12 protein-coding genes, 1 tRNA gene and 1 pseudogene are annotated in these 13,073 nt (G+C 62.5%); 9 read left to right on the top strand and 5 right to left on the bottom strand.

Annotation, left to right across the window (positions count from 1 at the left end):
- Positions 1-42: 42 nt before the first annotated feature.
- Positions 43-243 carry a sulfur carrier protein ThiS gene (gene thiS, locus HGB51_RS06810; RefSeq protein WP_070207481.1) on the bottom strand — a complete coding sequence of 67 codons (201 nt, stop codon included), beginning with the start codon at positions 241-243 and terminating at the stop codon, positions 43-45.
- 159 nt (positions 244-402) lie between these two features.
- On the opposite strand from thiS, the gene HGB51_RS06805 reads away from it, so the two are divergent.
- The 3 genes from HGB51_RS06805 to HGB51_RS06795 all read left to right on the top strand — a co-directional run bounded on the left by HGB51_RS06805 (position 403) and on the right by HGB51_RS06795 (position 4,064).
- Complete coding sequence (locus HGB51_RS06805; protein ID WP_070207482.1) at positions 403-2,232, top strand: autotransporter domain-containing esterase; 1,830 nt, start codon at positions 403-405, stop codon at positions 2,230-2,232.
- An 86-nt stretch (positions 2,233-2,318) separates the two neighbouring features.
- A tRNA-Gly gene (locus tag HGB51_RS06800) sits at positions 2,319-2,392 on the top strand.
- A gap of 103 nt (positions 2,393-2,495) precedes the next feature.
- Positions 2,496-4,064: a site-specific integrase gene (locus HGB51_RS06795; RefSeq protein WP_070207483.1), complete on the top strand. Its 1,569-nt coding sequence runs from the start codon at positions 2,496-2,498 to the stop codon at positions 4,062-4,064.
- Positions 4,065-4,145: 81 nt separating this feature from the next.
- Here the strand turns inward: HGB51_RS06795 and HGB51_RS06790 are convergent, their stop codons facing one another.
- From HGB51_RS06790 to HGB51_RS06785, 3 genes are all read right to left on the bottom strand, one after another.
- Positions 4,146-4,352: a hypothetical protein gene (locus HGB51_RS06790; RefSeq protein WP_070207484.1), complete on the bottom strand. Its 207-nt coding sequence runs from the start codon at positions 4,350-4,352 to the stop codon at positions 4,146-4,148.
- A gap of 122 nt (positions 4,353-4,474) precedes the next feature.
- Entirely contained in the window at positions 4,475-4,597 is a 123-nt protein-coding gene (locus HGB51_RS20385) for a hypothetical protein (RefSeq protein ID WP_256123597.1), read from the bottom strand.
- A gap of 931 nt (positions 4,598-5,528) precedes the next feature.
- The gene (locus HGB51_RS06785; RefSeq protein ID WP_141739098.1) at positions 5,529-6,341 is read right to left on the bottom strand and encodes a hypothetical protein; all 813 of its coding nucleotides are present in this window, start codon (positions 6,339-6,341) and stop codon (positions 5,529-5,531) included.
- Between the two features lie 716 nt (positions 6,342-7,057).
- On the opposite strand from HGB51_RS06785, the gene HGB51_RS20280 reads away from it, so the two are divergent.
- Genes HGB51_RS20280 through HGB51_RS06775 form a run of 3 tightly spaced genes read left to right on the top strand, consistent with a single transcriptional unit; the run spans position 7,058 to position 8,714 of the window.
- The gene (locus HGB51_RS20280; RefSeq protein WP_070207486.1) at positions 7,058-7,291 is read left to right on the top strand and encodes a transcriptional regulator; all 234 of its coding nucleotides are present in this window, start codon (positions 7,058-7,060) and stop codon (positions 7,289-7,291) included.
- Positions 7,292-7,342: 51 nt separating this feature from the next.
- Positions 7,343-8,176, top strand: a complete 834-nt coding sequence (locus tag HGB51_RS06780) for a hypothetical protein (protein WP_070207487.1) — start codon at positions 7,343-7,345, stop codon at positions 8,174-8,176.
- Positions 8,166-8,714 carry a type II toxin-antitoxin system VapC family toxin gene (locus tag HGB51_RS06775; RefSeq protein ID WP_070207488.1) on the top strand — a complete coding sequence of 183 codons (549 nt, stop codon included), beginning with the start codon at positions 8,166-8,168 and terminating at the stop codon, positions 8,712-8,714. The genes HGB51_RS06780 and HGB51_RS06775 overlap by 11 nt, the downstream gene beginning before the upstream one ends.
- A gap of 15 nt (positions 8,715-8,729) precedes the next feature.
- On the opposite strand, the gene mobQ is transcribed toward HGB51_RS06775, so the two are convergent.
- A complete protein-coding gene (gene mobQ / locus HGB51_RS06770; protein ID WP_171966766.1) occupies positions 8,730-10,703 on the bottom strand; it encodes a MobQ family relaxase in 1,974 nt (657 codons plus the stop codon).
- Positions 10,704-11,065: 362 nt separating this feature from the next.
- On the opposite strand from mobQ, the gene HGB51_RS06765 reads away from it, so the two are divergent.
- The 3 genes and pseudogenes from HGB51_RS06765 to HGB51_RS20510 all read left to right on the top strand — a co-directional run.
- On the top strand, positions 11,066-11,431 hold the full coding sequence (locus HGB51_RS06765) for a conjugal transfer protein TraD (RefSeq protein ID WP_070207490.1): 366 nt from the start codon (positions 11,066-11,068) through the stop codon (positions 11,429-11,431).
- The gene (locus HGB51_RS06760) at positions 11,428-11,850 is read left to right on the top strand and encodes an ankyrin repeat domain-containing protein (protein WP_070207491.1); all 423 of its coding nucleotides are present in this window, start codon (positions 11,428-11,430) and stop codon (positions 11,848-11,850) included. The genes HGB51_RS06765 and HGB51_RS06760 overlap by 4 nt, the downstream gene beginning before the upstream one ends.
- A 10-nt stretch (positions 11,851-11,860) precedes the next feature.
- Positions 11,861-12,391 (top strand): annotated as a pseudogene (locus HGB51_RS20510) (type 4 pilus major pilin); the annotation flags it as partial.
- Between the last annotated feature and the right edge of the window lie 682 nt (positions 12,392-13,073).

The raw sequence follows: 13,073 nt of genomic DNA, 5'->3' as shown, positions 1-13,073 counted from the left end.
AGAATTATCGCCCAACCCGACCATTCCTGTCCGGTTCCGCCGTCAGCCGCCACCCAACGCGTGCACGATCTCCACCTGGTCACCGTCCTCCAACGCACGGGTCGCATGCAGGCTCCGCGTAACAATCTCCCCATTGACCTCCACCGCCACCCGACGCTCGGTCAGTTGTTCGGTCTGCAGCAGGTCCAGGACGGTGGCACTTTGCGGAAGCTGGCGGGGTTCGCCATTGAGCACGATGTTCATGGCGGGATTGTCCCCCAAAGTGGCCGGTTCTGCGTACCCTTGCGACCCCCTGGCCCCGGCCATGCCGCAATGCAGCGTGATGTCCCCGGGGTGCAGTGAAACCATTGCACCGTGCGCCGGCGTACGTCGGCATTCCCCGCCCGAAATGGAGTTTTTTTCATGCAGCTCAGCAAGCGTCCCCTGCGTTCCCTGATGGCCGTGGCCATCGCCCTGGCCGCCGTGCCGGCGATGGCGCAGTCGCCGTACTCGCGCACCGTCTTCATCGGCGACAGCCTGACCGACCAGGGCTACTTCCGCCCGCTGCTGCCGGCCTCGGTCCAGCCGGTCACCGGCCAGTTCACCACCAACCCGGGCTGGGTCTGGGCCCAGTACGTGGCCGACTACTACGGCACCAACGCCACCGCCCACGGCAACGGCCAGAATGGCGACAACTACGCCATCGGCGGCGCCCGTGTCGGCGTGGACACCACCCAGACCCTGGCCCCGGGCACCCCGGCCATTCCGGTCTACTCGCTCAAGACCCAGACCGCGCAGTACCTGGCCGCCAACGGCGGCAAGGCCGACGCCAACGCGCTGTACACCGTGTGGGGCGGCGCCAATGACCTGTTCGCCATCCAGGCCGGCGCACCGCTGCAGGCCACTCTCGGCGCGGCCGTGACCGACCAGGTCGGCATCGTCGGCACCCTGAAGAACGCAGGCGCCCAGTACATCGTGGTGCCGACCCTGCCGGACATCGGCCTGACCCCGGCCGCGCGCGCCGGCGGCGCCGTGGGCATGGCGCAGGGCACCGCCCTGGCCAAGGCCTACAACGACGCCCTGTTCGGTGGCCTGAAGGCCGCCGGCCTGCAGGTGATTCCGGTGGACACCTTCCACATCCTGCAGGAAATCGTCGCCAGCCCGGCCACCTACGGCTTCGTCAACGTCACCGGCACGGCCTGCACCACGGCCTCGTCGCTGACCTGCAACCCGACCGCCTACGTCAACCCGAACGCGGCCAACAACTACGTGTTCGCCGACGGCGTGCACCCGACCACTGCCACCCACCAGATGCTGGGCCAGTACACCCTCTCGATCCTGGAAGCCCCGCGCAACCAGCAGATCCTGACCCACTCGGCGCAGACCGTGGGCCGTGCGCGTGCCGACCAGGTCGGTTCGCACCTTGACGGTCGTCCGGCCGATGGCCTGAGCTGGTGGGGCGGCCTGCGTGGCGACATGCAGCGCTATGACCACGCCGACCTGTACGACGGCCTGGCGCCGGCCGGCCTGTTCGGTATCGACTGGGCGAAGGACGGCATGGTCGTCGGCGGCTTCGGTGGCTACGGCCGCATGGACGCCGACTTCGGCAACAGCAAGGGCGACTTCACCCAGTCCGACGCCACCCTGGGCCTGTTCGCTGGCTGGTACGGCGAGAACGTGTGGGTGAACGGCCAGGTCAGCTACAGCTGGCTGGACTACGACGTGACCCGCCGCGTGCAGCTGGGCCCGGCCGAGCGCACCCACACCGGTTCGCCGGAAGGCAGCAACCTCACCGTGGCCCTGAACGCCGGCTATGAGTTCGGCACCGAAGGCGGCTTCCGCCACGGTCCGGTCGCGGCCGTGATCTGGCAGCAGGTCAAGCTGGACGGCTACGTGGAATCCAACCCGAGCGCCACCGCACTGGGTTATGCCAACCAGGACGCTGATTCCACCGTGGGCCGCATCGGCTGGCAGGCCCGCTTCGACGGCGGCAGCATCAAGCCGTACCTGCAGGTCACCTACGACCACGAGTTCGAAGACGACAAGCAGGCCAGCGCCTGGCTGCAGACCATGCCGGACGTGGGCATGTACCAGGTACCGGGCCTGGAGTTCGACAAGGACTACGCCACCGCCGTACTGGGTGCGCGCATGAGCCTGTTCGGCCTGAACAGCAACATCGGCATGAGCACCACCGCCATGCAGAAGCGTGCGCGTGACGTGAGCCTGTTCGCTACGGTCAGCGGCAGCTTCTAAGCCCCGGTCAGCGTGGATGCAACGGGCGGCCCAGTGCCGCCCGTTGCGTTTCCGGGCCCCAGCCGCATAGAATTGCGGCGCACCATGCGGGTGTAGCTCAATGGTAGAGCTGTAGCTTCCCAAGCTACTGACGAGGGTTCGATTCCCTTCACCCGCTCCACTCGACCCTCATCATGCCTGTAAGTGCCTGAAAGTGCAAGGGTTTTAGTCGGAAATTCGTATCTGAAACGCCCTCTTCGAGGTATCGTTTTAGGTATCGTTCAATGCCAAAACCTTTTTTCTTGCAGCGTTCCAGCGGGCTCTACGTTCGTTTTTTGGTGCCTGCAAAACTGCGTGCGTGCATAGGTTCGCGCTTCCTGATTCGTCCCCTCTATTTGCCTCCTGGCGACGTCGCAAGACTGGCGGCCGCACGCATGGGCGTGGCACTCTTCGAGCTCTTCAATGCAATGGAAGCAACGAGAGCAAAAATGGATAGAAAAGAACTTGATGAGCTGCTCCGGAAGGCTTCCGCTGGCGAGCTGTCCAAGCTGACCCTGAAAGATGTCCGGCTGCCTGGCGGCGCGCTGCTGGGGCATGTGCAAGTGGACACGCCGCAAGATAGCCAACTGTTTTCCGACATCTTGAACAACGCCGCCACGCGGGTCATTCGTCCAAGGCTTTTTGTCGAGGAGACGTGCGAGCCAGAAGCGCCAAAGGCGGTGCTTTCGCTTAGGTTGTCCAAGGCCGTAGCCGACCACTTGGCGGATGCGGAGCGTGCAGGGCTTCACAGCAAAACAGTTTTGGAAAGCAGGCACTCGCTGCGGCTCTTCGTTGGGGCGGTCGGCTCTGATGTGCCGGTGTCCGCTTTAACGCAAGACCACGTGCGTGCGTTTTTCGACGTTGTGCGCTGGTGGCCAGCCAATGCAACCAAGCGGTTGCCCTACCGCGACATGGTCGACGTCCATGAGGTTGTTTCAGCGGCGAAGGCGAACGGGGAGCCCGCTCCTGCTGCTTGGACGCAGGCAAAGCATCGCCAGCGCCTTTCTGTGTTCTTGGTGTCACTTGTGGCCGGTGGGCACTTGGACCGGAATCCGCTCCAAGGCGTTCGGTCTTTGGAAACGCCGGATACGGAGGACACGGGTGCCCCGTTCACCACAGCACAGTTGCAGGCCCTGTTCGAGCCGGCTTCCTTCACTGAGTGGGCCTCGAAGTGGCCGCACCGCTGGTTCGGCACCATGCTGGGCCTCTACAGCGGCGCCCGTGTCACGGAGGTCGCGCAGTTGCGTGTTGTGGACGTGGAGGACGTGGATGGTGTGCAGGGCTTCTTTGTCCGCGCGGCAGCGGAGGGCCAGCGGGTCAAGAACAAGAACTCGCGCCGGTTTGTTCCCCTGGCCGCTCCTGTCCTCGCGGCGGGCTTCTTGGACTATGTCGCCGAAGTCAAAGCAGCGGGGCATGAAAGGATCTTTCCTAACTTGCCGGGTGGCAACGGCTTGAGCTACGGGCGCCAGCTCTCCCGCCAGTTCTCTACCTATGCCAAAGCGCGCGGGGTGGATGAGAAAGGGCAGGGCTTCCACGGCTTCCGCCACACGTTTGCGAGCCTCTTGGACGCTGCTGGGGCAACCCCATCGGCTATCGGAGCGCTGACGGGCCACGCTCGGGGCCAGTCGGTGCTTGAACGCCATTACATCGACCGCGGTAGCCTGCCGGACCGGGTCGCAACGTTGGCTCGCTTCGTCGCACCGGTCGAACTTCCGGCGTATACGCCTGGACAGTTCGCCGAAGAGTTGAAGCGGGCAGCGGTCGTGGCAGAACGAGACAACCGGGGCAAGAAGAGCAAGGCCGCTGTTCGATGAAAGCAAAACCCCCGCGTAAGCGGGGGCGTTGCCAAGCAAAGCGGGGCGGTTGAGTGCCTCAATCTCTCCGCTCTGGGCGGTCTACGATTTGCCCTGCTTGTCGCGGGCGCGCCGGTTGCCGTCGTCAATCATCTTGCGGATGGTGGTGTTCAAGTCTGATTGAGACTTCTCAAGCACATTGGCCCTCTGGTGCGCTCGCCGCGCCCCTTCCGGGTCAAAACGTCCGTTGAGCCAGTTCGCCGGGTTCTCCTCCGGAAAGTCCTCGAAATAGTCTGACCATTCGCCCACGATATGCCTCCTGGCAGGGTGTGGGCGAACAATACCCTACCTAACGGAGCCGCCGCCAGACCCGCAGATCCCCAACGGCTTCCAGCCCCAGAGCAGGGGATATAACCTAACAGCTTCGGGATTTATTTCTTTGCTTTGCCCTTGCGGCGCTTCGACTTTAGGCTCGCGCCGTTGCTGGCGAATCCCTTCGATTTTAAGAGTTTGTTCGCTGCACGCTCGGCGGCGCGTTTCTGTGCGTTGTTCATCCGCAGTTTCTAGCGCATTTCTGCCGATTCGCAAGCCCGGCGGCGCACCGCGCCGCCCCCTGCCTTTCCTCCCAGGAGGAGCCGAGCGGGAGCGAGGTCAGAAGGGCGGCAGAGCCGCCCGTGCTCTTGCTGTTGTTGTGGAACCCAAGCGCAGACCGCCCAGCGACGAAGCCCGTGCGCGTGTTCTCCTGATAGTGACCCCCCGGCCGCGAAAGACGCCGTTAGGCGGCCCGAAGCAACGGGGGGGCGCTGACAGCGCGCCCCCCTGCGACCCCCCTGCTTCCGAGGTCCGCCGCCCCAGGCGGCGGCCTCGGCCTTCCGGTTCGCTCGCTCAAAACGCTGTTCGTTTTGGGCGGGCAACCCGTTTTGCGGGTCGCTGGGCACGAGCCCCCCACCCGTAAGGGCCAAGAAAAACGAGATGGTCGGCCCGCGCTTGATTTGTCTTGCGACTGCGGGTGTGCCGGCGGGGTTCGACCCCGTGACGGCCTAGCATGGTTCACAGCGTCGCCGCTGCTGCCCCCGGTCCACGCCGCCCACGGTCTGTTGTGGGCGTCTCTCTCGGGCTGCGGCACAGCCAGCGTTCGCCTACGGTTTCTCGCAGGCCCAGGTTGCGGGGGTGTCCTACACAGTTAAACCCCCAGTCCCCAGTTGCCGCGCGCTTGCCCGGTAAAGGGCTGATTGACAGAACCGTTTGATGGCTACGAACCACCCCCGCCTAGCGTCAATCGCGCAGGCCATCGAGGCAATGGATTTGGAGGAGAGAGGGAGGGGCTTGCGGGTCGGGCTAGGCTTGCTAAGGTGTCCTCAAGGGGCCACGTGCCTGGGCTCGGTAGTTCGCTCCTACCATGCTCGCCTCCGGGATTCGTCGTCTCGGGGGCCGTGAATCCAAACTAAGACGCCCTCGGCTTTTGTCAAGCCGGGGGCGTTTTGCTCAGACGACGCTGGCCGGTTGAACGACGAAGGTGGCGAAAAGAGCTGAACTTTCTTCGGAAACCTCTCGGAGGCGGGTTCGATGTGCCACAGTCAACCTTGCTAGCGGAGAGCTTTCGTCTCCTGACTTGTTCCCGAGGTTGAGGACTAGAAAATCCAAAGACGATAAAAGTCTACCTAGGCGAGCCCCATGAATAGGTTCGTGGTGGGCTATGCGATTTCTAGCCTGATAGACAACCTCAAGATGGTCGGCCACATCCCCGCGCTTTACCGTCTTTTTTGGAAAAAGCTCCTTAAGCCCGCGCTTCCAAAGCGCATCTTCATAGTCTGCGGCGAATAGGCGCTTCCAGAAAAACATAGTTAGTTGAGCAATCAGCTGACCATGAGCAATAGCGATGGTTTCTTGCCGTCTTTTGACTCGCTTTTCGTGTTTAGTCCCAGCGGGAACCCCGTTGGGAAATGCGATGGAGTCAAGTGACCTTCTGGCGTTGTCCGTTAGCTTCGTATAGGCGGCGCGCTGGGCTTGCCGCCTGGCGTCCTTAACCTTGTCGTGTTCAGAGGGCTTCCAAGCAAAGGGAGCTGGCGGCTGGATAAGCCAATCATGGGTGCCGAACACGGACCGGAGACGCTCATTCACCGCGTTCCTGACTGCGATTTCCACCAAGCACATGACAGGCACCAATGCTGACGCAACCTGAATAGTTGAATCATGCACGTTAAGCGCATCGCGCTCAGTGCCGGTTAGCTGAACAAAGGCGGCAAGTCGCTCTGCTGAAAGCAGGGCCGCCATCCCTGCGAGCTCATCTTCTGTCATCCTGACCCCCTACTTGGTGCTTAAGAGTAGCCCGGTTCAGTCTCAGGGTCATCTTGTTGTTGACAACATTGTAGCAACTGCGTAAAGTCGGCATCGAAACGTCGGGATCATGTGGGCAGCGCGGCTTGCCGTGACGCACACCCGACGACCTATTTGAAGGGCGCCCTCGTGGCGTCCTTCTTTTTTGCGCTCCGAAGGCTTTATCTGACCAGGCTCAGCGCGATAAAGACGACCGTCGGCAGCAGGGCCAAGAGGCCTATGAGCCCTAACACCCCGCAAGCCGTGATTGCCCACAGCTGGCCCACATTGAAATGTCCAGCGCTGCGCTCTGCGGCCGCGCGTGCCGCTACGGGCTGGAGTCGCTCTGCGCGCCTCCGCAGGAGGCGAGACGTCACCGGTCCAATGATGAATCCAAAAGGTCCGGTTAGCAGGACAGCGACGCAGAAGCAGAGTGTTAAACGTGCCTGCGGGGTCATCACTGAGGTGGAGGGGGCTGGTGCGTGGTTCATTGCCGTTCCCTGGGCGGGTAGCGCGGTGCTACCTTTAAGGTAGAGACTACCTCAAAGGGAGACGTGCAGTCATGCTGAAAGTTGGTCTTTTTTCCGGTTGCCAACGTGTCCCAGTCACCTCCAGCCCCCCGCCAGCTCTTCGCCGACAGGTTGCGGCAGGCCCGAGCACTGCGGGGCGTTCCCAGCCAGCGCGCCTTAGGGTTGCTCATGGGGCTTGATAAGAGCTTGGCCGGCAACAGAGTCAACAGGTATGAGAGCCAAGCGCGAGGAATAGACCTCGACGGGCTGGGCAAGTTGGCCGAGGTGCTTGGGGTTCCAATGGCCTATCTGGTGGCTCCGGATGACGCTACCGCTGATCTGCTCTTGGTCTTGGCCCGGCTATCTGAGGAGGAACGGGCAAGGGTGCTTGCTGATCTTCTGCAAAGCCTCAATCGCACCTAGGGCGACTGAGAGAGGCTACTTTGGGCCGGCCCGCTGTCATAAGATCAATCTATGAACTACACGCCGACGCCGTCCCCGCCTCCCAACCAGAGCATCCTTCGGCTTCACATCGAGGGTGTGGATGAGCTCGGCAACGATGTCCGATTGGGTCACTTCATCGAGAAACTTGAAGCGTTAAGAGCTGCTCTTCTAGAGGTGGGGAAGCTAGCCGAGCAACCAGATGCAAAAGTTGATTTTCTTGTCTCTGACCTGACCCATAGCAGCCCAGCCATGATCGAGCTGTCCGCAGTCGATCTCGGGGAAACAAAGGCGGCCAGCGAAGTTGTTAGTGATTTCTTGACCTTTGTGCGCCGCGCCGGTAGCAGAACACTTGAGGTGGACTCGCGCCATGCCAAGCTCGTTAGAGACCTAAGGAAGCTCGTTGTAGGTCGGGGGGAAAAATTTAAACGGCTTTGGTTGGATGGGCCTGCCGTCGCCCCGATCCAACTTGACGAGGTTGTAGCTAAGGCACTTGAGGACGCGCTTCCTGACGTCGTCAGACAACTTGGTTCGGTAAAGGGTGTTGTCAAAAAATACATTGGCGTCGGCGATAAGCCCTACTTCAAGCTAATCCCTCCTGTCGGGGGCACTGAGATCAAGTGTGTGTTTCCAATCGAGATGCTTGATGAAGCTGCATCGGCGGTGGAGCATGGTGCGACCGTCGAAGGCGAGCTGAAGTCTTACGAGGGCGATCTTTGGCCACATGAAATCGCAGTTCGATCCATCCAAATCCACCCTGCTGATGATGAGCTCCCAACGCTGAGCAGTATTGCTGGGCGTGCTCCTGATGCGACAGGTGAGCAAAGCACGATTGACTTTGTGAGGGGGTTGCGGGGTGAGTGGTAGGCCTATCATTTATTGGGATTCTTGTGCCTTTCTCGCTCTTCTAAAGGGTGAGGCGGTCCACGGGCCGGATGCGGCTGCTGCCCTCCGGTCCCAAGCCGGAGCCTTTGACCGAGGGGAAATCGTGTTGGCCACCTCTACCGTTGCCATTGGTGAAGTCATCGCCGCGAACCTTGGCGACGCCGTGGAAGAAGCGTTTGAATTGATGATTAGACGGAGGAACTTTCAACCGTTCACGGTGACAGAGAGCATTGCCCGGGACGCCGCCCGGTTGCGTAGCCACTGTTACAAACGGCTTAAGGCGTCTTCGCCAGGGGAGCCCTACCTATTGACGATGCCGGATGCCATCCACGTGGCAACTGCAATGAGAGCCGGTGCGGACGTGCTTGTAACTCTTGACACCGACAACAAAACCGTCAAGACCAATCGACGCGAGCTGGGTATGACGCAAGTAAGCAAATGCTATCCAGTTCCGGACTTGCGTTCTGTCCGTATTGAGGCACCTGCATTGGGGCTTCCAGGCACCGACCTCATTGGTTAGGAAGAAGCGGCAGCACTATGGACGCGGTCCGCTTGGCTTTCGTCTGGCATTGATCGCCTCCGACGGTCTGTCGCCAGGTCGATGTAGGATTTCCACCTTTGGTTCGGGTCGTGGGGCATTGGGCTCCGTGTTCCCGAATGAATGTCGAGGGAACTGACTGGCAAAGTTTTGCCGGGCTTTTTCGAGGTCCATAGCCGCGCAATCGCGTTCCTCCTGCGCTTTGTCACGGGCCTGGATGAGCTCGCGCTCCCGGAGCTTCGTCTCCTTGGCCCGCACTTTCGCCATGTGTGCAGCCTGGCCCTTATTGGTGGGTAGGCCGACGGATCTGAGAGCGCGGCTTCGCCAATCGTCAGGGGTAGGCGTCATCGTAGCCAAACCCTGGGCATCGCGGCGGTCCAGCTTGGCGCGTTGGCGTTGAACTTCTGTCGTTTCATATGCGGTTTGCTTCTCCTTCATGTCTTCGCGCCTCTCAACAAAGGTGCGCGCTGTTGCTCTCTGCATTGGGGTTGCGTCTGCGGACTGGAGCGCCCGGCGCGCTACCTTGAACATCTGTTCAATCATCTCCTCAAGATTTTTAGCCGTTTGTTCTACCGCCATGGTTTCCCCCTGCCTGCTCTGTGAGTGTTTACGGGATGCGCGCTCAATCGCCGCCGCCCCCTTGACCTGATGACCAGCCGCGCCAGCGGCCGGCCGGGGCATGGATGCCCCGGCTTTGTGCGCAGCTTGCTGTGCACGCGCCTGGACGGCGGCCCCGGGTTGGGCTCCTACGGTTGGGATTCGAAGGTTGAGCAACGAAGAACGGGAGCTGTGACGTCTCTGTTCATCGCGCCGCAATACACGACTAAATCCGCCCGTTTCGCTGGTTCGTTCTCCCCTTGGGGCCAGGCAAGGGTTAGGACTGTGGAGTGGTTGCAGCGCAGGCATGCGCTGGCCCCCAGCTCCTGGGTTCCGGACTCGACAAGCATCAACGCCACTTCGCGTGAGAGCGGGGGCGCGGGGACGGCGGTGGCGACCGGGCTGGCGGGTGGGTCTGATGGGTTCATGGCGCGGGGCCTCGGTGGGGGATGGCTGGGCAGCAGCGCGCAAGCGCGCTGTAGATTCTTTGCGGCGTTCAATGAGTGCTTGCGCGTGCAATGCCTGCTCATCCACCTGGGCCAATCGGCCTTCCGCAGCGGCTTGAGCCTTAAGTGCTTCGAAGCGTTCGGCGTGGGCAGTTGCTCGGTTTGTCGACGCATCGCGCACGCGGTCGTTACGCTTAGCACGGGGCAAGCGCTCGCCACGGCGGCGGGCTTGGGTGACGGCCTTGCCTTCGTGTTTGGTGGCCGGCCGGTCCAGCTCGGCTGCCTTGGCGAAGTCATCCTTTTGGACAGCGTCCGCTTGTTGGCTCAACAGTGAACGATGGTCTACGCGCTCCTCCACGCCCTCGGCTGCCAGCATGGTGTTGACGGACTTGGCCCAGTGCTCCCGCTCTCTGTCGGTCAGGGTGGGTTGCTTGGCCCGCTTGCAGGCAATCGGGTCCAGCGCCACGGCTTTCTTTCCTAAGCTGCCATCCGGGTTAACACTGCAAGCACTGAGCAAAATGTGCGCGTGGTGATTGCGCTCGTCCCCGCCGTTGCTCGGTTCGTGTATGGCCACGTCGGCGGCCACGCCGTAGCGCTCGGCCAAATGGCGGGCAAAGCCATGCGCCAGTTCTTGCCGCTTTTCGGCGGAAAGTTCGGCAGGAAGCGCAACCTCCACTTCTCGGCACGTGATGGCATCTCCGCGCTTGTGATGGGCCTCGACGCGGTTCCAGAACTCCGCCCGGTCGGCTGTCTGTCCGCCAGGCAGGCAGAGCGCCGAAAAAGCGACGCCTTGGCGGCGCGTGTAGTCGTGGACCGTCCCGGTCAACGCATCTTCAATCCGCACCCCTGCGCGATACGCAGCACCAGCGGTGGACGAGTGTCCCCCCGAGCGCGAGTAAGCCTTAGCAGTGAGGTGGTAAATCGCCAATCCAGTCTCCGAGCGCTGCCCCCTGGGGGGCGAGCAATGGGGGGCTGGCGTGCGGAGCGCGCCGGGGTGTCGGGGGCGTAGACCCTGACCGCACGTAATCCCGAAGGGATTACTCTAAGTGCGCTCTTGTTGTTTTCTTTGGGCGCTGCGCACCCTTCGAAAACTGCATGAGAACCCGGGTCGCTCGCTTCGCTCGCTTGCCCTTGATTTCAGGTTCCCATGCACGTCGAAACTGTCAAATTTTTAGCCAAGAGCAAAGGCGGCGCTCGCTGCCCGCTCGCGCCAGTTGTGGGCGGTGCCCCCACTTGCCTTCGGCCTAGTTTGTGATTGCATGGTCTATCGAGTCTCATTAAGGGCGTGTCGTGGCGAGTGTTGAGCAACAAAAAATAAAGTTAGGAAAGATTCTGGATACCGCAGCGAGAGAGCAAGCCAAGTTGCTGGTTGCTGAGAAGCAGGAGAAGGAACGTAAAGCGCGGCAGGCGGCGAAGGAGAGAGCAAAAGAGCGCGCTGCGTTGTTCCGCTCAAAAGACGCTCATCGAAAAATCGTTCTGGGCGGCCTGGTCATCGCAGCTGAAGCCGACGACTGGGACCCCGCCGAAGTTGTCGGCGCGCTTCTGGTCATAGCGAGCCAGTTGGAACGTGAGCCGCAGAGGCGCGAAGCGCTTCGGGAGAAGGGCATTCGACACCTGGAAGAGCGTGCGGCCGCCCGAGAGGCGAGCCGGTCATGAGCACGTATGCAGAAGCCAATCCGCTCCACGAAGCGGCAGCTAATGGGCGCGCCGCCCAAACCGCCGCACTGCTGGCGAGCGGGCTCGACCCGAACGTCAGCGGTATCGGGTGCTTGGGGAACACGCCGCTTCACGCCGTTGTAAACGCGTTCGGCCACACCGAAACCAGTGCGCTTATGCGAACGGCAACCCTGCTCCTCGACGCGGGCGCAAATCCCAGCATCAGCAACGGGGAGGGCGTATCTGCTACGGACTACGCCACCACTTACGCCCCGCTGCTGGGCCAGCTGTTCCGCGCCCACGTCCGTTCGCGCGCCCTCGGCGCTGGATTGCCGTCGGTCGCCGACTGGCGCGCGGCGCGCTCGGGGCAGAAGGGCAAAGCGCTGCCCACGCCCGCCCCTCGTCGTCCTCGATTCTAGAGAGCCCTCTATGTCTATCGTTCGTCCTGAACCCCGCTTCTTTGCCCGCAACCCGTCGCGCGGCTTTACCCTGGTCGAGGTGCTTTTAGGCCTGGGTGTGTCGTCTGCTATAGCCGGCGCCGCCTGGCTGGTGTTTGGCCCTACGAGCGTGGCCGCAGACGTGAAGCAAACGCAGCTAGATTTTGGGGAGACAGCCACCGCCATCGAGCGCAGTCTAGGAGTCGTGGGCGGATACTCCGGCCTGTCCACTGCGCTGGTCCAGACCGACGGGCTTGCCTCCAAGCGGCTGAGGCAGGGCGATAGCCTCCGCAATGCTTGGGGTGGCTCCGTGTCGTTCTTGCCCAATACGATGAAACGCGGAAACGACTCGTTCTTAGTCGAAACCCGTGGGGTGCCCAAAGACGCTTGCGCGAGGCTCGTAGCCGCGATGGCGGGGGACGCCGGGGTCTGGGATGTGCGGGTCAGCGGCGCAAGCGTGTATGTGAACAACAAATACGACCCTGCAACCGCCGCCACTGCCTGCCAGCGGGATGGTGGCGACCGAGTCGGGTTCGTTTATTTCTCTGGGCTGGCGAGTGGTTCAGCGGTGGCCTCGCTGCCGCCGACCTTGCCGACCGCGCCCCCGTCTATCGACCCGGCCAATCCGATCACGCCCACGGGCCCGGTGACGGGTGCGCCCAATGTGGGCGACGCAACCCCAGGCACTCCGGTCACCGTGGCCCCAGGTTCTGCCGCGCCCGTGCCGCCGGTTGTGCCTGGCGCGCCGCCGGCCGCCCCGGTTGTGCCTAGTCCAGGGGTGGGGATTCCGCCCACGATTCCTAGCAATCCGCCAGCGCTGAGCCGCTGCACGCCGTCAGGCCCCGACCACCAAGACGTTGCGGCGTGTCCCGCCGGCACCTGGGGCATGGTCCAGCAGTCGCGCACGTGGACATGTCCCGAAGCTTGGGCATCTGCCACCCCTGGCCCCTGGGCGAACAGCGGCAGCAGTTGTGTGGCCTGCCCAGGGCCCGAAACCGACAGTTCGACCCAATGGGTTGGTGCGTCGCAAGCCTGCCCTGCGGGACAGACCGGGGCGCACACCTGGGAGGCCGAGCAAGTCGCCACCCGGCAGCGCTCTTACAACTGCCCGGCGAGCACGACGGTCGCACCTGGGCCGACGTTTGGCGGCTGGTCTGCCTGGGCTTTCACTAGCAACCGCCGCAGCGAAACGAACACGTGCGCCA

It is taken from the genome of Stenotrophomonas bentonitica, from assembly GCF_013185915.1.
In the GTDB taxonomy this organism is placed as follows: Bacteria; Pseudomonadota; Gammaproteobacteria; order Xanthomonadales; family Xanthomonadaceae; genus Stenotrophomonas; species Stenotrophomonas bentonitica.
Note: the sequence above shows the minus strand (reverse complement) of the source record. Positions and strands in the feature narration are given on the sequence as shown.